Consider the following 16,770-nt stretch of genomic DNA (forward strand, 5'->3'; position numbering starts at 1 on the left):
GGGCGCTCAACGCTCCCGGGGCTGCACGGTGGGCCGCTGGGCCACCCGCACCTTCAGGTCGACCTGGCGCGGTCCGCGCTGCACCTCGATCACCGCCTCGGTGCCCGGGCGCAGCCCGGCCACCGCCGCCAGCAGCGCCGCGGTGTTGGCCACCGGCCGGTCGCCCACCTTCAGCACCACGTCGCCGGGCCGCATGCCGCCCAGCGCCGCCGGGCCGTCCTGCAGCACGCCGGTGATGAGCACCCCCTGGCGCACCGGCAGGCGGAAGTTCTCGATGAACTCGGCCGTCAGGTCGCGCGGCTCGACGCCGATCCAGCCGCGGGTGACCCGGCCCTCCTTCACCAGCCCGTCCATCACCTGCCGCGCGGTGTCGACGGGAATGGCGAAGCCGATGCCCAGGCTGCCGCCGGAACGCGAGTAGATGGCGGTGTTGATGCCCACCAGGTTGCCGTTGACGTCGACCAGGGCGCCGCCCGAGTTGCCCGGGTTGATGGCGGCATCGGTCTGGATGAAGTTCTCGAAGGTGTTGATGCCGAGCTGGTTGCGGCCCAGCGCGCTGACGATGCCGCTGGTCACCGTCTGGCCGACGTTGAACGGGTTGCCGATGGCCAGCACCACGTCGCCCACCTGCAGCTGGTCGGCGCGGCCCAGGCTCACCACCGGCAGCTTGTCGAGTTCGATCTTCAGCACCGCCACGTCGGTCTCGGGGTCGGTGCCGACCAGCTTGGCCTGGGCCTGCCGGCCGTCGGGCAACTGCACCTCGATGTCCGATGCGCCGGCGATGACGTGGTGGTTGGTGAGCAGGTAGCCTTCCGACGACACGATGACGCCGGAGCCGAGGCCCACCTGCGGCTGCTGGTTCGGGTTGCCGCGGTCGCCGAAGAAGAAGCGGAACCAGGGGTCGTCCTGCTGCGGCCCGCGCACCGGTGCCTTGCTGGCGGCGATGCTCACCACGGCCGGCGCCGCGCGCTTGGCCGCCGGTGCATAACTGACCGCCATCCCCGGGGCCGGCGGCGGCTCGCCGACGTTGGGCGGCAGCAGCGCCGGCGGCAGCGAGGCGCTGCCGCCGCCGCCGCCCGGCAGCCATTGCGGCTTCAGCGTGGTGATGACGAACAGCACCGCCAGGGCCACCGTCACCGCCTGGGCGAAAATCAACCAGATCCGTCTCAGGCTCATGTTCGAGAGGTCCCGCGTTCCATGTCCACGTCCCGGCAGCACATCGACGAATACCTGAAAGACCTGCTGGCGGTGGACAGCTTCAAGGATTATGGGCCGAACGGTCTGCAGGTCGAGGGGCGGGAGCCGGTGTCCCGTCTGGTCACCGGCGTCACCGCCAGCCGCGCGCTGATCGAGGCCGCGGTCGCCGACGGCGCCGACCTGCTGCTGGTGCACCACGGCCTGTTCTGGCGCGGCCAGGACGGCCGCGTCACCGGCTGGATGAAGCAGCGCCTGCAGCGGCTGCTGGCCGCCGAGCTGAACCTCTTCGCCTTCCACCTGCCGCTGGACGCGCATGCCGAGCTGGGCAACAACGCGCAGCTCGGGCGGCGCCTGGGGCTGCAGGCCGACGGCCGCTTCGGCGATCAGTCGCTGGGCTTCATCGGCCCGGCCGGCGACCTCGGCACGGCGGACGCGCTCGCCGCACGGGTCGCGCAGGCGCTGCAGCGTCCGCCGCTGCTGCTGCCGGGGGACGGCCGCCCGCTGCGCCGCATCGCCTGGTGCACCGGCGGCGCGCAGGGCTGGTTCGAGGCCGCGATCGCCGCGGGCGCCGACGCCTACCTGACCGGCGAGGTCTCCGAGCCGCAGGCCCACCTGGCGCGGGAGACCGGCGTGGCCTTCATCGCCGCCGGCCACCACGCCACCGAGCGCTACGGCGTGCAGGCGCTGGGTGCGCACCTGGCGCAGCGCTTCGGCCTGGTCCACACCCACATCGACCTGGACAACCCGGCATGAAGGGGGCGCTGCTCGTCACCCTGGGCGACCCCTGCGGCATCGGTCCGGAGATCGCCGTGCGTGTGGCCGCGGACGAGCCGGGCGGCGGCCTGCTGCTGGTCGGCGACGTCGGTGTGGTGCGGCGGGCGCTGGCGCACACCGGGCTGCAGCGCCCGGTGGCGCGGATCGACGGGCCACGTCAGATGGCCGCGGTGCCGCCCGGCGCGCTGGCGGTGTGGTCGCCGCCGGGGCTGCCCGAGGGGTTGGCCGACCTGCCGATGGGCCGCATCGACGCCCGCGCCGGAGCCGCCGCCGCCCGGTGCGTCGAGGCCGCCGCCCGGGCGGTGATGGCGGGCGAGGGCGCGGCGCTGGTCACGGCACCGATCCACAAGGAGGCGCTGTCCGCCGCCGGCATCGCCTTCCCCGGCCACACCGAGCTGCTGCAGTCGCTGGCCGCCGGGGCCGACGGACGGCTGCCGCCGGTGCGCATGATGCTGGCCAATGACGAGCTGAAGGTGGTGCTGGTGACCATCCACCTCGCGCTGCGCGAGGCCATCGAGCGGCTGGACTTCGACGCGGTGCTGCGGACGCTGCGCATCACCCACGCGCGGGTGCGCGGCCGCGACGGCGGTGCGCCGCGCATCGCGGTGGCCGGGCTCAACCCCCACGCCGGCGAGGGCGGCCTCTTCGGCGACGAGGAGGTGCGTTTCATCGCCCCGGCGGTGCAGGCCGCCCGCGACGAGGGCCTCGACGCGCACGGCCCCTTCGCGCCGGACACGGTGTTCATGCGCGCCCGCCACGCGCCGCCGGCGCATCCGGGCGAGTTCGACGTGGTGGTGGCGATGACGCACGACCATGGCCTGATCCCGGTGAAGTACCTGGGGGTCGAGCAGGGCGTGAACGTCACGCTGGGACTGCCCTTCGTGCGCACCAGCCCCGACCACGGCACCGCCTTCGACATCGCCGGCCGCGGGGTGGCCGATGCGGCCAGCCTGCGCGCCGCGGTGCGCGCGGCCCGCGACCGCCTGGGCGTCTGAGCCTCAGTGCCGCAGCGTGGCGGCGGCGGCGCCGGCGCGTCCCGGCGGCGGCGTCATCGCGGCCAGCTGCTTGCGGGCCCGCGCGGTGGCGCGCTCGAGCAGGTAGGCGCTCTCGAAGGCCCGCATGCGGCCGCTCTCGCACAGCCGCCTGAGCATGCGGGCGGTCAGCGAGATGGTCTTCTGGTGCTTGCGCCCGCGGCTGAAGATGAAGAAGGCGCGCCCCGGGCTGACGTAGGTCAGGCGAACCTTCTGCCATTCGCCTTCCAGGTGCATCTGGTAGGCCATGCCGAGCTGCACGTGCTCGGCCAGCGCGGCGCCGCGGGTCGGCTCGGCGCGCTCGGCGGCGTTCGGCGAGGGCAGGCCGTCGATGTGGATGTCGACCTCGCTCAACTCGGGCTCGTCGGACAGGTCGATGTCCACCTGGCCGTTCCAGTCGACCTCGGTCTCGCGCACCAGGCCCACCGCCTGCGCCTGCTCGTCGCTGAGGCCCAGGTCCGGGGTGGCCACCACGTCGTCGAGCGTCGGCAGCAGGGCACCGGCCGGCGGCGCGCCGGGCTCGGGCACCGGCGCGGCCAGGATGGCGTCGAGCTGCTTGACCAGCAGGTTGTGGTCCAGCGTGCGCAGCGACTGGCCCTTCAGCGATTCGGCGTGCGCGGGCAGCAGCTGGGCGAAGAACTGCTTGCGGGCGGACTCCGGCCAGCCGATGAGCGACATGCCGTCGTTGAGGTCCTTCATCAGCTGCGGCAGCCGCAGCAGGAAGGCCTTGCGCTCGGCCGGCGTGCCCTTGGGCTGCACGCTCATCAGCAGCTCGCGGCCGGCGTGGCGCAGGCGCTGCGTCAGCGCCGCCTCCTCGCCGTGCTCGCGGCGCGCCTGCACCATCGCCTGGCTCCAGACCTGGGCGATGAAGTCGCGCAGGAAGTCCTGCACGTCCACCGCGGTCAGCGCCGACTGCAGCTGCTGCATGTAGCGCTGCTGCTGCAGCAGCTCGCGCTCGCGCTGGGCCAGCACCTCGCCGGGGTCGCTGCCGTCGTCGCCGCGGATGTCCTCCCGCGCGGCCTCGGCGACGAAGGCCTCCAGCTCGTCCAGCTTGCGCTCGTACAGCGCCATCTGGTCGAAGTCGCCCTGCACGATCTGCTGCACCAGCTCGCGCACCAGCGCCAGCAGGCGCCGGCCGGAGTCTTCGCCCACGTCGTCGAAGGCGCAGGCCAGCGACGCGATGCGGTTGACGAAGCGTCGCACCGGGTGGCGGCGCGACGAGAAGAAGGTGACGTCGGCCAGCGCCACCCGCAGCACCGGCAGCTGCAGCCGGGCGATCTGCCGCGCCATGTGCGGCGGCACCTTGGGGTCGGACAGCACCTGGTCGAACAGGCTGCCGACGACGTCGATGACCATGTGGTCCAGCGTGCCGGTGGCCGCCTGCCGCAGCTCGTCGCGGTGGGCGACGATGAGGTTGCGCAGGCCGGCGCCGCCGGGCGTGGTCGCGCTGCCGAGGTGGGCGGCGTCGCCGGTGGTGCCGAAGTCGGTGCGTCCGCCGCCGCCCTCGGGACCGAGCTGCGCCAGCCGGCGGATCAGCATGGACAGGTGGGCGTCGAGGGCGTCCGGCGGCGGACCGTCCCAGTGGCCGCCGGCCGCGCCGCCGCCGTGGTCGCGTCCGCCGGTGCTGGGGCCGCCGAGGCCGTCGCGCCCGGTGCCGGGGCCGGAGCGGTCCTGCGCGCCGCCGACACCGCCGCCGCCGTGCCGGCTGCCGTAGCCGGAATGGGGGCTGCCATGGCCGGTGCTCAGTCCCGACGGTCCGCTCGCGCCGGTCGCGGGCCCATGCCGGCTGTCCCGCGGCAGCCCGCCGGCGCGGCTGTCCCGCCCGTCGAAGCGGCCGGCACGGCTGTTCCCCGTGTCGCCTGCGGTGGCCCCGCGCAGCGCCAGGCCGAGCGGTTGCACCCCGTCGCGGCGCAGCTCGGCCACGATGTCGGCGTAGGTCTGGCGCATCAGCGTGGCCAGCGTCCGGCCGATCTCGGCGGACAGCAGCTTGCGCACGTCCGGTCGGTCCGACAGCGTGTCGACGCCTTCGACCAGTGCCAGGCCGATCGCCTCCGGCCGCAGCGGGTTGCGCTGGCTGTCCGGCCGCGTGAGGCCCAGCAGGGGGGCCGATGTAGGCGTCGAGCTCGCGCAGCTCCCATTCGCACTGGTGCTGCAGGTTCAGGCCGAAGCGGTCGGCCTCGACCTGCGCCTCGACCTGGCGGTCGTCGACCAGGCTCAGGCTCTGCCAGGCCGTGGCGGTGGCCGCCCGGCTGCCGTCGTGGCGCTCGCGTTCACGGGCCACCCGGCGTTCGATCGCCGCGTCGAAGGCCTGGCAGAACGCCTCGTGCCGTCGGCTCAGCTCGAACTGCGCGGCCAGCCGCTGGTCCCGCTCGCGCACGCTCATGGCCGACAGCGCCGCCAGACCGAGGCTGTCCACGCTGCGCTCCGCCGCCAGGCGGGCGGTGGCACAGACGCGGCGAAGCGCCGAATCGAGGGTGGCTGCGAATCGCGGCGAGGGCGGGTTCATCGGGGGCTGCTCCGGCCAGGGCCGGCCGCACGGTGGCGGCTCGACCGGCTGGTTCGTCTCCGTCTATCGGCCGCCCCGGGAAGGGACTGAAGGAGTATGGGCGGTCACGGTGTGCGAAGGTGCGCCCGCGAAACGCATCGTCACATTGTTCGCCGCGCCAACTCGCGGCGGCGTCGTGGCCGCCGGCGCCCGCCCTAAGGTGCGCTGCGCTGGCGCAAGGCGTCGCGGATTTCCCGCAGCAGCAGCACGTCCTCGGGCGGAGGGGCGGCGGCCGGTTCGGCGGCCGGCTGCTCCAGGCGCCGCCGCACCCGGTTGACCTGGCGCACCATCAGGAAGATGACGAAGGCCAGCAGCACGAAGTTCAGCAGCACGGTCAGGAAGTTGCCGTAGGCGAACAGCGGCACCCCGGCCTTGGTCAGCGCCTCGTAGGTCATCGGGCCCTGGTAGCCGGGCGGCGGGTCGGCCAGGCGCAGGAAGTGGTTCGAGAAGTCGAGCCCGCCGATGACCCGGCCGACCACCGGCATCACCAGGTCCTTAACCAGCGAATCGACGATCTTGGCGAACGCCGCGCCGACGATCACGCCGACCGCCAGGTCGACCACGTTGCCGCGGACGGCGAACTCCCGGAACTCTTTGGCGAAACCCATGCTGGAGGTCCTTGCCACGACGAAGGTCACGGCCCCGAGGCAGTATCGCGGCCGGCCCCCGCTGCCCACAAGCCGACGCCCGGCCTGCGGTGACGCTGCATCGCTCCGCTAGAATCTCGGGTTGCCCCTGACCAGAAGCCAGTCCAAGGAATCTGCATGAGTAAGCCGCAAGTCGACCAGGGCCGCCGCACCTGGGTCGCGATCGCCTGTGGCGCCGGCGCGGTGGGCGGTGTCGCCACCGCCGTGCCCTTCGTCAGCACCTTCCAGCCCTCCGAGCGCGCGCGCGCCGCCGGGGCGGCGGTCGAAGTCGACATCGGCAACCTCAAGCCCGGCGAAAAGCTGACGGTCGAATGGCGCGGCAAGCCGGTGTGGATCATCCACCGCACCCCGCAGATGCTGGAAGCGCTGAAGAAGGACGAGGCGCAGCTCGCCGATCCCAAGTCGGAGCGCAAGCCCGACGAGGTGACGCCGATGAAGGAGACGCGCAACCAGTGGCGCTCCATCAAGCCGGAGATCCTGGTCGTCGTGGGCATCTGCTCGCACCTCGGCTGCTCGCCGACGGACAAGTTCCAGGCCGGCCCCCAGCCCTCGCTGCCCAGCGACTGGGCCGGCGGTTTCCTCTGCCCCTGCCACGGTTCGACCTTCGACATGGCCGGCCGGGTCTTCAAGAACGTGCCGGCGCCCGACAACCTCGAGGTGCCGCCCTACACCTTCCTGTCCGACAGCCGCCTGCTGATCGGCGAGGCGAAGCAGGCCTGACCGGAGCACGACGAGCATGGCTGAGTACAAGGAAATTTCCGCCAGCGCGCCGGCCTCGGCAAAGCTGCTGAACTGGGTCGACAACCGGTTCCCGCTGTCCAAGCTCTACAACGAGCACGTCGGCGAGTACTACGCACCGAAGAACTTCAACGTCTGGTACGTCTTCGGTTCGCTGGCGCTGCTGGTGCTGGTGATCCAGATCGTCACCGGCATCTTCCTGGTGATGAACTACAAGCCCGACGCGAACCTGGCGTTCGCCTCGGTCGAGTACATCATGCGCGACGTGCCGTGGGGCTGGCTGATCCGCTACATGCACTCCACCGGCGCGTCGGCGTTCTTCGTCGTCGTCTACCTGCACATGTTCCGCGCGCTGCTCTACGGCAGCTACCGCAAGCCGCGCGAGCTGGTGTGGATCTTCGGCTGCGCCATCTTCCTGGTGCTGATGGCCGAGGCCTTCATGGGCTACCTGCTGCCCTGGGGCCAGATGAGCTTCTGGGGCGCCCAGGTGATCGTCAACCTGTTCGCCGCGGTGCCCTTCGTCGGCCCGGACCTGGCGCTGCTGATCCGCGGCGACTACGTGGTCAGCGACGCCACGCTGAACCGCTTCTTCAGCTTCCACGTCATCGCCATCCCGCTGGTGCTGCTGGGCCTGGTGGTGGCGCACATCATCGCGCTGCACGAGGTGGGCTCGAACAACCCGGACGGGGTCGAGATCAAAGCCAAGAAGGACGCCAGCGGGCGGCCGCTGGACGGCATCCCCTTCCACCCGTACTACACGGTGCACGACATCTTCGCGGTGAGCGTGTTCCTGTTCGTCTTCAGCGCCATCATCTTCTTCGCGCCGGAGCTGGGCGGCTACTTCCTCGAATACAACAACTTCATCCCGGCCGATCCGCTGCAGACGCCCGCGCACATCGCCCCGGTGTGGTACTTCACGCCGTTCTATTCGATGCTGCGCGCCACCACCGACGAGATGATCAACGCCCTGTGCGTGATCTTCGCGCTGGCGGCGGCCTTCGCCTTCATCAAGGGCCGGCTGTCGCTGGTGACCAAGGTGGGCATCGTCATCGCCGCCGTCGTGGCCATCGTCCTGCTCAAGACCTTCGACGCCAAGTTCTGGGGCGTGGTGGTGATGGGCGGCGCCGTGATCATCCTGTTCTTCCTGCCCTGGCTGGACAAGAGCCCGGCCAAGTCGATCCGCTACCGCCCGACCTGGCACCGCTACGTCTACGCCGTCTTCGTGGTGTTCTTCGTCGTGCTGGCCTACCTGGGCATCCAGCCGCCGTCGACCGTCGGCACGCTGATCGCGCAGGTCGGCACGGTCTTCTACTTCGGCTTCTTCCTGCTGATGCCGTGGTGGACCCGGCTGGGCAGCTTCAAGCCCGTGCCGGAACGCGTCACCTTCCACGCCCATTGACCGCGGCAGGAGCCTCATCAACATGAAGAAACTCATCGCCTGCCTGCTGGCCGCGCTGGCGTTCGTCTCCGCCGCGTCGGCCGCCGAGGGCGGCATGGCCTGGGACAGCTTCCCGACGGAGCGGCTGACCGACCGCGCGGCGCTGCAAAACGGCGCCAAGCTCTTCGTCAACCACTGCCTGAGCTGCCATTCGGCGGCGTTCATGCGCTACAACCGGTTGACCGACATCGGCCTGACGGAAGACCAGATCAAGGCCAACCTGCTGTTCCCCACCGACAAGGTGGGCGACACGATGAAGTCGGCCATCGACCCCAAGCAGGCCAAGGAATGGTTCGGCGCCACCCCGCCGGACCTGACGCTGGTGGCGCGCTCGCGCGCCGGTGCCGGCGGCACCGGGTCGGACTACCTGTACACGCTGCTGCGCAGCTACTACCGCGACGACACCCGCGCCACCGGCTGGAACAACCTGGCCTTCCCGAACATCGGCATGCCGCACCCGCTGTGGGAACTGCAGGGCCAGCGCATCGCCCGGTTCGAGAACGTCAAGGACCCGCACGACGAAGGCAAGACGCTGCACGTCTTCAAGGGCTACGAGCAGATCACCCCCGGCACGCTGCCGCAGCAGCGCTACGACGAGGCGGTGGCCGACCTGGTGGCCTACATGACGTGGATGGCCGAGCCCGCCCAGCAGAGCCGCCTGCGCATCGGCGTGTGGGTGCTGCTGTACCTGGGGCTCTTCATCGTCGTCGCCTGGCGGCTCAACGCCGCCTACTGGAAGGACGTCAAGTAACCGCTTCATGGCGCTCCGCGGGCGCCACCCACCTCCACCGCGCAGTGGTGCACCCCGGTGCCCCTGCGCGTCTTGGTTTTCCTGCCGCTCTCGAACCCCTTAGGAGCCTGCCGTCATGATGGTGCTCTACTCCGGAACCACCTGCCCCTACTCGCACCGCTGCCGCTTCGTCCTCTTCGAGAAGGGCATGGACTTCGAGATCCGCGACGTCGACCTCTTCGCCAAGCCGGAGGACATCGCGCTGATGAACCCGTACAACGAGGTGCCCATCCTGGTGGAGCGCGACCTCATCCTGTACGAGTCGCACATCATCAACGAGTACATCGACGAGCGCTTCCCGCACCCCCAGCTGATGCCCGGCGACCCGGTGGCGCGTGCGCGCGTGCGGCTGTTCCTCTTCAACTTCGAGAAGGAACTGTTCGCCCACGTCAATGTGCTCGAGGCGCGCAGCATGACGGTCAAGGCGACCGACAAGCAGCTCGAGAAGGCGCGCAGCCAGATCCGCGACCGGCTGACCCAGCTGGCGCCGATCTTCCTGAAGAACAAGTACATGCTCGGAGACGACTTCTCGATGCTCGACGTCGCCATCGCGCCGCTGCTGTGGCGCCTGGACTACTACGGCATCGACCTGTCGAAGAACGCCGCGCCGCTGCTGAAGTACGCCGAGCGCATCTTCTCCCGCCCGGCCTACATCGAGGCGCTGACGCCGTCCGAGAAGGTGATGCGCAAGTAAGGAGCGGGCCGAAGAACCGCCAGCACAAGGGAGCGATCGCCACATGAGCAGCAGCCCTCCGCCGGGTGGCGACGCCCAGGGGACCTCCACCCGGCCGTACCTCATCCGCGCGCTGCACGACTGGTGCACCGACAACGGCTTCACGCCCTACATCGCGGTCTTCGTCGACCGCAGCGTGCAGGTGCCGATGGAGTACGTGAAGAACAACGAGATCGTGCTCAACGTCGGCTTCGAGGCGACCTCGGGCCTGAAGCTGGGCAACGAGCTGATCGAGTTCAAGGCGCGCTTCGGCGGCAGCGCGCGCGAGATCGTCGTGCCGGTGGACCACGTCGTCGCCATCTACGCCCGGGAGAACGGCCAGGGCATGGCCTTCCCCGTGCCCACCGACGCCGGCGTGCCGACCGCCGGTGCCGCAGGTGCCGCGGCCGGCGGTGAGCCGGAGGGCGGCGCCGCCCAGGGCAAGCCGGCCGGGCTGCGGCTGGCGTCGGCCGACGGCGTGGGCCCCGCGCCCGCACCCGCGCCCGCACCGGGAAGCGGCAAGCCGGCGCCCGAGCCGCCCCCCGAGCCCTCGCCGCCGGCAGGGCGGCCGTCGTTGAAGCGCATCAAGTAGCGGTCCGCGCCGCCACCCCCCGTCCCGACGTCCGCGACGCCCGCCGATGCTCTTCAACTCGCTCGAGTTCCTCGCCTTCTTCGGCATCGTCTACGGGCTGTACCTGGTGCTGCCCTTTCGAGGGCAGAACACGCTGCTGCTGCTCGCCGGCTACGTGTTCTACGGCTGGTGGGACGTCAATTTCCTGTTCCTGATCGCCTTCTCGACCACGGTCGACTTCTGGATCGGGCTGATGCTGGCCGAGGGCCGGGTGCCCACCCGCCAGCGCTGGGCGGCGTCGGTGTTCATCGTCGCGGCGGCCGTGGTCTTCCTCTGTGTCGACTGGGCGGCGCTGGTGTCGTGGTTCACCCCCGGCGCGCAGCCGCTGGCCTGGACGGCGAGCGCGGTGGGCGGCTGGACCGTGGTCGGCAGCCTGGCCTTCGTGCTGGTGGCCAACGCCACGCACGACCGCATCGCCGCCATGGCGCCCGACCGCCGGCGGCGGCTGATGCTGTTCATGACGGTGTTCGTCAACCTGGCGTTCCTCGGCTGCTTCAAGTACTTCAACTTCTTCATCGACAGCGCCGAGTCCGCGCTGGCCGGCCTCGGCCTGAACCCGGAGCTCTTCCACCTGCACATCGTGCTGCCGGTGGGCATCAGCTTCTACACCTTCCAGTCGCTGAGCTACACGATCGACGTCTCGCGCGGGCTGGTCAAGCCGACCCGCCGCCTGCAGGACTTCGCGCTTTTCGTCGCCTACTTCCCGCCGATGGTGGCCGGCCCGATCGAGCGCGCGCGCCACCTGCTGCCGCAGCTGCTGCAGCCGCGCCGCGTGCGCTGGCGGCAGGTCGGCCAGGGTCTGCTGCTCATCCTCTTCGGTCTGTTCAAGAAGGTGGCGATCGCCGACGGCGTGGCGCCGGCCGTCAACGCCGTCTTCAATTCGAGCGGCGCGGTGTCCGCCGGCGACATCGCCATGGCGACGGTGTTGTTCGCCGTCCAGATCTTCTGCGACTTCTCCGGCTACTCGGACATCGCCCGCGGCGTCAGCAAGATGATGGGCATCGAGCTGATGCTCAACTTCCGGCTGCCGTACTTCTCCAAGAACCCGAGCGAGTTCTGGCGCCGCTGGCACATCAGCCTCAGTTCCTGGCTGCGCGACTACCTGTACATCTCGCTGGGCGGCAACCGCCGCGGCGAGGGCCGGACCTACTTCAACCTGATGGCCACGATGACGCTCGGCGGCCTGTGGCACGGCGCGGCCTGGAACTTCGTGCTGTGGGGTGTCTACCAGGGCGCGCTGCTGTGCGTCCACCGCTTCTTCACCGGCGACCGCCGGCCGGCCGCACCCCGCCCCGGCCTCACCGGCGCGGCCGTCGGCGCGCTGCAGATCGCGTTCTTCTTCGTCTTCGTCTGCTATGGCTGGCTGCTCTTCCGCGCCAACTCGTTCGACCAGATCGTCCTCTTCACCCAGACCCTGCTGGGATTCGGTCCGTCCGGGGTGCCGTCGGTCATCCCCAAGCCGCCGCTGTCGGCGCTGGCCGGCATGGCGCTGCTGTTCGCGCTGCAGCTGGCCGAGCACCTGCAGGGCCGGCTCGACGCCGTGCGCTTCTGGCCGCGGCCGGTGCAGGGCGCGCTCTGCGCGGTGGCCCTGGTAATCCTGGTCATGGGAACGAGCAATGCGCCGGTCCAGTTCATCTACTTCCAGTTCTGACGTCCGCCGCGGCGTGCCCGCCCACCGCCGCGCCGTGCTGCAGGTGGTCGCATGGACGCTGCTGTTCGCCGCGCTGATCGACGTGGCCATCAACCTGGCGTTCCGCGTGCCGGCCGATCCGCGGCAGAAGCCGGGCACGCTGGCCAACTACTTCGAGTACGGCCGCTCGGTGGAGGCCAAGCTGCGGCGCAGCCTCGGCCCGGACGACGAGCGGGCCGCCGACATCGCCGTCGCCGGCTGGATCGATCGCGACTGCACCCGGGCGGTGAAGGGCGAACCGGGCCGCACCACCATCGCCTTCTACGGCATGTCGTTCAGCAACCAGGTGGGCGACGCGCTGGCCGAGCTGGACCCGTCGGTGCACACCGTCTATTTCGCCGGCCCGTCGGCGCCGCCCAACCACAGCATGGGCTGCTTCCACCTGCGGCAGGCGAAGGCGGGCGATGCGGGCGACGACCCGGCCAGCGTGCAGGTGCTCGGCGTGCTGGCCTCCAGCGTGAAGGGGCTGCTGTCGATGACCGGCGCGACCACCGGCTTCGAGGGCCCGGCGCCGTTCACCTACCCGCGCTATCGGCTGGACGACCAGGGGCGGCTGCAGGCCACGCAGCCGCTGGTCCGGTCCACGGCCGATTGGCGTGAGGTGATGGCCGATCCCCAGCGGTGGGGGGCCTTCAAGCAGCAGCTGGCGCAACACGACCGCTTCTACGACCCGCTGCTCTTCGACGCCGGCGTCGGCGACCGCAGCGCCATCGTGCGCATGCTGCGCCGTGCCTGGGCGCAGCACAGCAGCCGCGACCTGGCGGACAGCGTGCTCGGTCCGGACGGCTTCAGCGCCGACCCCGAGATCGGGCCGGTGCTGCAGGCGCTGGTGCTCGACTTCGCCCAGCGCTCGCGGGCGGCGGGCAAGCGGCCGGTGGTGCTGCTGCTGCACGACGGACAGAGCGGCGACGCGCTGCACCGACTGCTGTCGCCGGTGCTGACGGCCCATGGCGTCGACCACGTGAGCACGCACGAGGTGGCGCCCACCAGCGACCGTGCCAACTTCATCGGCGACGGCCACTTCACCCCGCTGGCCAACCTGCGCATCGCGGCCGAACTGCGCAAGCAGCTGGCCCGTGCCCCCACGACCGCCCCGGGCGTGACGAGCAAATGAGCGCCGCCGCCCCCATCGGCCTGGCCATCGTCGGCTGCGGCTTCGTCGCCGACTACTACCTGCAGACGGTGCGGCTGCACCCGGGCCTGTCGGTGCGCGGCCTGCACGACCGCCTGCCCGATCGCGCACGGGCGCTGGCCGGCGCCTACGGGCAGTCGGTCTACCCGACGCTCGAGGCCGCGCTGGCCGACCCGGCCGTGCAGATCGTGCTCAACCTGACCAACCCGCGCGAGCACCACGCGGTGTCCCGGCAGGCGCTGCTGGCGGGCAAGCACGTCTACTCCGAGAAGCCGATCGCGATGGAGATGGACCAGGCGCGCGAGCTGGTCGACATGGCCGAATCGCGCGGCCTGCAGATCGTCTCCGCGCCCTGCAGCCTGCTCGGCGAGACGGCGCAGACGCTGTGGCGCGCGCTGCGGCACAACGCCGTCGGCCGGGTGCGCCTGGTGTACGCCGAGATGGACGACGGCCTCGTGCACCGGATGCCGTACCGGAAGTGGCAGTCGGTGTCGGGCGTGCCGTGGCCCTACAAGGACGAGTTCGAGGTCGGCTGCACGCTGGAGCACGCCGGCTACTACGTCACCTGGCTGGCCGCCTGGTTCGGCCCGGCCAAGGCGGTGACGGCGTTTGCGTCGGTGCAGGTGCCCGACAAGCTGCCCGCCGAGCCGCTGACGCCGCCCGATGCGCCCGACTTCTCGGTCGCCTGCATCGAGTTCGACAGCGGGGTCGTCGCGCGGCTGACCTGCAGCATCGTCGCGCCGCACGACCACACCCTGCGGGTCATCGGCGACGAGGGCGTGCTCTCCACCCACGACTGCTGGCACTACCGCTCGCCGGTGTGGCATCGGCGGCTGCTGTCGGTGCGGCGCAAGACCTTCCTGTCGCCCTTCAAGACACGGCACCGCCTGCCGGCGCCGCCCCACGGCAAGCCGCAGACGAAGGGCGCCCAGGTCATGGACTTCGCGCGCGGCCCGGCCGAACTGGCCGATGCGCTGCGCGAAGGCCGGCTGTGCCGCATCACGCCGCGCTTCTCGCTGCACGTCAACGAGATCGCGCTGGCCATCCACCATGCCGCGCGCGTCAACGGCCTGCGCCAGCCGATGACCACCACCTTCGAGCCGCTGCAGCCCATGCCCTGGGCCGGCTGAGCGGGACGGGACAGCAGTGCCATGCGCGTCCTGGTGACCGGATCGACCGGCTTCCTCGGCCGGCATGTGGTGGCGGCCCTGCACGATGCCGGGCACGAGGTGAGGGCGCTCGTGCGCGCCTCGACGACCGCCGCGCCCGTGCCGGCGGGCACGCAGCGGGTGGTCGGCGACGTGGCGCAGGGCGCGCTGCCGCCAGGCCTGTTCGACGGGGTCGATGCGGTGATCCACCTGGCGGCCTCGCTGCAGGGCGATGCGGCGCAACAGCACCAGGTCGCGGTCGACGGCACGCGGCGGCTGCTGGCGGCGATGGGCCCGCAGCGGCCGCACCTGCTGCTGGCCAGCAGCTTCTCCGTCTACGACTGGTCCCGGGTGCGCGATCGTGTCGAGGAGTCGTCGCCGCTGCTCGGCGAGGCCGCGGCCCGCGAGCAGGACGCCTATGCCCAGGCCAAGCTCGCCCAGGAGCAGCTGGCGCGCACCCTGTGTGCCGAGCGTGGCCAGCCGCTGACCGTGCTGCGGCCCGCGGCGATCTGGGGTGAGGCCGACCAGGGCCTGCACGCCCTCGGCCTGGTCCATCCCCGGCTGTGGGCCGTCATCGGCCCGTCGCGGGCGCCGCGGCTGACCCATGTGCGCAACTGCGCGCACGCCTTCGTCGCCGCGCTGGACGCCCGGGCGCGCGGGCAGACCTTCAACGTCGAGGACGGCTTCGAGGTCAGCGCCTGGCGATGGGCGGCCGACCTGGCGCGCCTGCGCGCACGCGCGCCGCACCGGGTCGCCGTGCCGCTGCCGGCGCTGTCCGCCGCCGGCACACTGGCCGGCCCCTTGCTTGCGCTGGCCGGCCGCCGCGTGCCGGGGCTGCTGCAGCCGGCCCGCCTGCAGGCCCGCTTCGGCCCCGCCCGTGCGGGCCACGACCGGCTGACCGCGGTGCTGGGCTGGCGGCCGCCGCTGTCGCGCGACGCGGCGTTGCGCCGCTCGGCCACCCAGGGTGTGACATGAACATCGCCTACCTCACCAGCGTCTACGCCAGGCCCAGCGACACCTTCGTGCGCAGCGAGGTGATCGAGCTGCGCCGGCGCGGCCATGCGGTGCACACCTTCTCCATCCGCCGGGAGGCCCAGGCGGCATCGGTGAGCGAGGAACTGGCCAGCGAGCAGGCGCGCACCGACTACATCCTCTCGCACGGCCCGGCGCCCCTGCTCCTGGCCTTTCTGGTCCTGCTGCTGCAGCGGCCGCGGCGAATGGCGGCGACCGCCGCGCTGGCCTGGCGCACCCGCTCGCCGGGGCTCAAGGCGCTGCTGCTGCAGGCCGTCTACCTGGTCGAGGCGGCTTACCTGGCGCGCCGACTGCAGTCGCTGCAGGTGGATGTGCTGCACAACCACATCGCCGAGAACTCGGCCACCGTCGCCATGCTCGCGTCGGCGCTCAGCGGCGTGCCCTTCAGCATGACGGTGCATGGCCCGGGCATCTTCTACCGCCCCCTGCGCTGGGCGCTGCCGGAGAAGGTGCAGCGCGCCGCCTTCACCGCCTGCATCACCGAGTTCTGCCGCAGCCAGTGCATGGTGTTCACGCCCACCGACGCCTGGGACCGGCTGCACGTCGTGCGCTGCGCGGTGGGCCGCAGCTTCATGGACGTGTCGCCGCAGCCCATCCCGCCGGCGCCACGGCTGGTCTTCGTCGGCCGCCTGTGTGCCGAGAAGGGGCTGCCCGTGCTCGTCGAGGCGGTCGCCCGGCTGGTCGAGCGCGGGGTGGCGATCGAAGTGGCGCTGATCGGCGACGGGCCGCTGCGCGGCCACGTCGAACGCGCCGTGCGCGAGCGCCGGCTCGGCGCTGCCCTCCAACTGCTCGGCTGGAAGGGCAGCGACGAGGTGCGCGCCGAGATCGAGCGCAGCCGCGCCCTGGTGCTGCCCAGCTTCGCCGAAGGCCTGCCGGTGGTGCTGATGGAGTCGCTGGCGCTGGGCCGGCCGGTGGTGACGACCACGATCGCCGGCATCCCCGAGCTGGTCGAGTCCGGCCGCAACGGCTGGCTGGTGCCGCCCGGCGCGGTCGAGCCGCTGGCCGAGGCCATGGCGGCCGTCGCCCATGCCGATCCGCAGGTGCTCGCCGAGATGGGCCACGACGGCGCGCGGCGCGTGAGGCGCCTGCACCACCTCGGCACCGAGGTCGACAAGCTCGAAGCGCTGCTGGCGGCCGCCGCGGCGCGTGCCGGCACCGAACCTACAATCCAGCGCTCCTCGGCGCCGGCTTAGCTCAGTTGGTAGAGCAACCGCCTTGTAAGCGGTAGGTCATCCGTTCGAGTCGGATAGCCGGCACCACGGGCG

The 16,770-nt window shown here is 71.6% G+C and carries 15 protein-coding genes, 1 tRNA gene and 1 pseudogene; 13 read left to right on the forward strand and 4 right to left on the reverse strand.

Going from position 1 to position 16,770, the window contains the following annotated elements:
- Nucleotides 1-6: 6 nt before the first annotated feature.
- Entirely contained in the window at nt 7-1,170 is a 1,164-nt protein-coding gene (locus LRS07_RS05980) for a trypsin-like peptidase domain-containing protein (RefSeq protein ID WP_260502051.1), read from the reverse strand.
- Nucleotides 1,171-1,197: 27 nt separating this feature from the next.
- Between LRS07_RS05980 and LRS07_RS05985 the strand changes: the two genes are divergently transcribed.
- Both LRS07_RS05985 and pdxA read left to right on the forward strand, forming a co-directional pair.
- On the forward strand, nt 1,198-1,950 hold the full coding sequence (locus LRS07_RS05985; RefSeq protein ID WP_260501062.1) for a Nif3-like dinuclear metal center hexameric protein: 753 nt from the start codon (nt 1,198-1,200) through the stop codon (nt 1,948-1,950).
- The gene (gene pdxA, locus LRS07_RS05990) at nt 1,947-2,966 is read left to right on the forward strand and encodes a 4-hydroxythreonine-4-phosphate dehydrogenase PdxA (RefSeq protein ID WP_260501063.1); all 1,020 of its coding nucleotides are present in this window, start codon (nt 1,947-1,949) and stop codon (nt 2,964-2,966) included. The genes LRS07_RS05985 and pdxA overlap by 4 nt, the downstream gene beginning before the upstream one ends.
- A gap of 3 nt (nt 2,967-2,969) precedes the next feature.
- Here the strand turns inward: pdxA and LRS07_RS05995 are convergent, their stop codons facing one another.
- The 3 genes and pseudogenes from LRS07_RS05995 to mscL form a co-directional block, all read right to left on the reverse strand.
- Nucleotides 2,970-4,997 carry a DUF1631 family protein gene (locus LRS07_RS05995; RefSeq protein WP_509909129.1) on the reverse strand — a complete coding sequence of 676 codons (2,028 nt, stop codon included), beginning with the start codon at nt 4,995-4,997 and terminating at the stop codon, nt 2,970-2,972.
- Between the two features lie 169 nt (nt 4,998-5,166).
- A pseudogene (locus tag LRS07_RS06000) lies at nt 5,167-5,508 on the reverse strand (DUF1631 family protein); the annotation flags it as partial.
- Nucleotides 5,509-5,702: 194 nt separating this feature from the next.
- On the reverse strand, nt 5,703-6,155 hold the full coding sequence (gene mscL, locus LRS07_RS06005; RefSeq protein ID WP_260501064.1) for a large conductance mechanosensitive channel protein MscL: 453 nt from the start codon (nt 6,153-6,155) through the stop codon (nt 5,703-5,705).
- A gap of 156 nt (nt 6,156-6,311) precedes the next feature.
- Here mscL and petA point away from each other — a divergent pair, with 156 nt between their 5' ends.
- The 11 genes from petA to LRS07_RS06060 all read left to right on the forward strand — a co-directional run bounded on the left by petA (nt 6,312) and on the right by LRS07_RS06060 (nt 16,764).
- The gene (gene petA / locus LRS07_RS06010; protein ID WP_260501065.1) at nt 6,312-6,914 is read left to right on the forward strand and encodes a ubiquinol-cytochrome c reductase iron-sulfur subunit; all 603 of its coding nucleotides are present in this window, start codon (nt 6,312-6,314) and stop codon (nt 6,912-6,914) included.
- Nucleotides 6,915-6,930: 16 nt separating this feature from the next.
- A complete protein-coding gene (locus LRS07_RS06015; protein ID WP_260501066.1) occupies nt 6,931-8,331 on the forward strand; it encodes a cytochrome b in 1,401 nt (466 codons plus the stop codon).
- Between the two features lie 22 nt (nt 8,332-8,353).
- Nucleotides 8,354-9,121 carry a cytochrome c1 gene (locus LRS07_RS06020; RefSeq protein ID WP_260501067.1) on the forward strand — a complete coding sequence of 256 codons (768 nt, stop codon included), beginning with the start codon at nt 8,354-8,356 and terminating at the stop codon, nt 9,119-9,121.
- A 115-nt stretch (nt 9,122-9,236) separates the two neighbouring features.
- Entirely contained in the window at nt 9,237-9,854 is a 618-nt protein-coding gene (locus LRS07_RS06025; protein ID WP_260501068.1) for a glutathione S-transferase N-terminal domain-containing protein, read from the forward strand.
- Between the two features lie 43 nt (nt 9,855-9,897).
- Nucleotides 9,898-10,464, forward strand: a complete 567-nt coding sequence (locus tag LRS07_RS06030) for a ClpXP protease specificity-enhancing factor (protein WP_260501069.1) — start codon at nt 9,898-9,900, stop codon at nt 10,462-10,464.
- Between the two features lie 46 nt (nt 10,465-10,510).
- A complete protein-coding gene (locus tag LRS07_RS06035) occupies nt 10,511-12,154 on the forward strand; it encodes an MBOAT family O-acyltransferase (RefSeq protein ID WP_260501070.1) in 1,644 nt (547 codons plus the stop codon).
- A gap of 13 nt (nt 12,155-12,167) precedes the next feature.
- On the forward strand, nt 12,168-13,307 hold the full coding sequence (locus LRS07_RS06040; protein WP_260501071.1) for a hypothetical protein: 1,140 nt from the start codon (nt 12,168-12,170) through the stop codon (nt 13,305-13,307).
- Nucleotides 13,304-14,455 (forward strand): Gfo/Idh/MocA family protein, encoded by a 1,152-nt coding sequence (locus LRS07_RS06045; protein WP_260501072.1) that lies wholly within the window; start codon nt 13,304-13,306, stop codon nt 14,453-14,455. Before LRS07_RS06040 ends, LRS07_RS06045 begins: the two co-directional genes overlap by 4 nt.
- A gap of 21 nt (nt 14,456-14,476) precedes the next feature.
- The gene (locus LRS07_RS06050; protein WP_260501073.1) at nt 14,477-15,448 is read left to right on the forward strand and encodes an NAD-dependent epimerase/dehydratase family protein; all 972 of its coding nucleotides are present in this window, start codon (nt 14,477-14,479) and stop codon (nt 15,446-15,448) included.
- The gene (locus LRS07_RS06055; RefSeq protein ID WP_260501074.1) at nt 15,445-16,698 is read left to right on the forward strand and encodes a glycosyltransferase family 4 protein; all 1,254 of its coding nucleotides are present in this window, start codon (nt 15,445-15,447) and stop codon (nt 16,696-16,698) included. The genes LRS07_RS06050 and LRS07_RS06055 overlap by 4 nt, the downstream gene beginning before the upstream one ends.
- Nucleotides 16,689-16,764, forward strand: a tRNA-Thr gene (locus LRS07_RS06060). Before LRS07_RS06055 ends, LRS07_RS06060 begins: the two co-directional genes overlap by 10 nt.
- Nucleotides 16,765-16,770: the final 6 nt, after the last annotated feature.

This window comes from Aquabacterium sp. J223, from assembly GCF_024666615.1.
Taxonomy (GTDB): Bacteria; Pseudomonadota; Gammaproteobacteria; order Burkholderiales; family Burkholderiaceae_C; genus J223.

Bases quoted from the DNA above. Each gene is read 5' to 3' on its own strand.
- LRS07_RS05985 (WP_260501062.1), top strand. From the start codon at position 1,198: ATGTCCACGTCCCGGCAGCACATCGACGAATACCTGAAAGACCTGCTG.
- pdxA (WP_260501063.1), top strand. From the start codon at position 1,947: ATGAAGGGGGCGCTGCTCGTCACCCTGGGCGACCCCTGCGGCATCGGT.
- mscL (WP_260501064.1), bottom strand. From the start codon at position 6,155: ATGGGTTTCGCCAAAGAGTTCCGGGAGTTCGCCGTCCGCGGCAACGTG.
- petA (WP_260501065.1), top strand. From the start codon at position 6,312: ATGAGTAAGCCGCAAGTCGACCAGGGCCGCCGCACCTGGGTCGCGATC.
- LRS07_RS06015 (WP_260501066.1), top strand. From the start codon at position 6,931: ATGGCTGAGTACAAGGAAATTTCCGCCAGCGCGCCGGCCTCGGCAAAG.
- LRS07_RS06020 (WP_260501067.1), top strand. From the start codon at position 8,354: ATGAAGAAACTCATCGCCTGCCTGCTGGCCGCGCTGGCGTTCGTCTCC.
- LRS07_RS06025 (WP_260501068.1), top strand. From the start codon at position 9,237: ATGATGGTGCTCTACTCCGGAACCACCTGCCCCTACTCGCACCGCTGC.
- LRS07_RS06030 (WP_260501069.1), top strand. From the start codon at position 9,898: ATGAGCAGCAGCCCTCCGCCGGGTGGCGACGCCCAGGGGACCTCCACC.
- LRS07_RS06035 (WP_260501070.1), top strand. From the start codon at position 10,511: ATGCTCTTCAACTCGCTCGAGTTCCTCGCCTTCTTCGGCATCGTCTAC.
- LRS07_RS06045 (WP_260501072.1), top strand. From the start codon at position 13,304: ATGAGCGCCGCCGCCCCCATCGGCCTGGCCATCGTCGGCTGCGGCTTC.
- LRS07_RS06050 (WP_260501073.1), top strand. From the start codon at position 14,477: ATGCGCGTCCTGGTGACCGGATCGACCGGCTTCCTCGGCCGGCATGTG.
- LRS07_RS06055 (WP_260501074.1), top strand. From the start codon at position 15,445: ATGAACATCGCCTACCTCACCAGCGTCTACGCCAGGCCCAGCGACACC.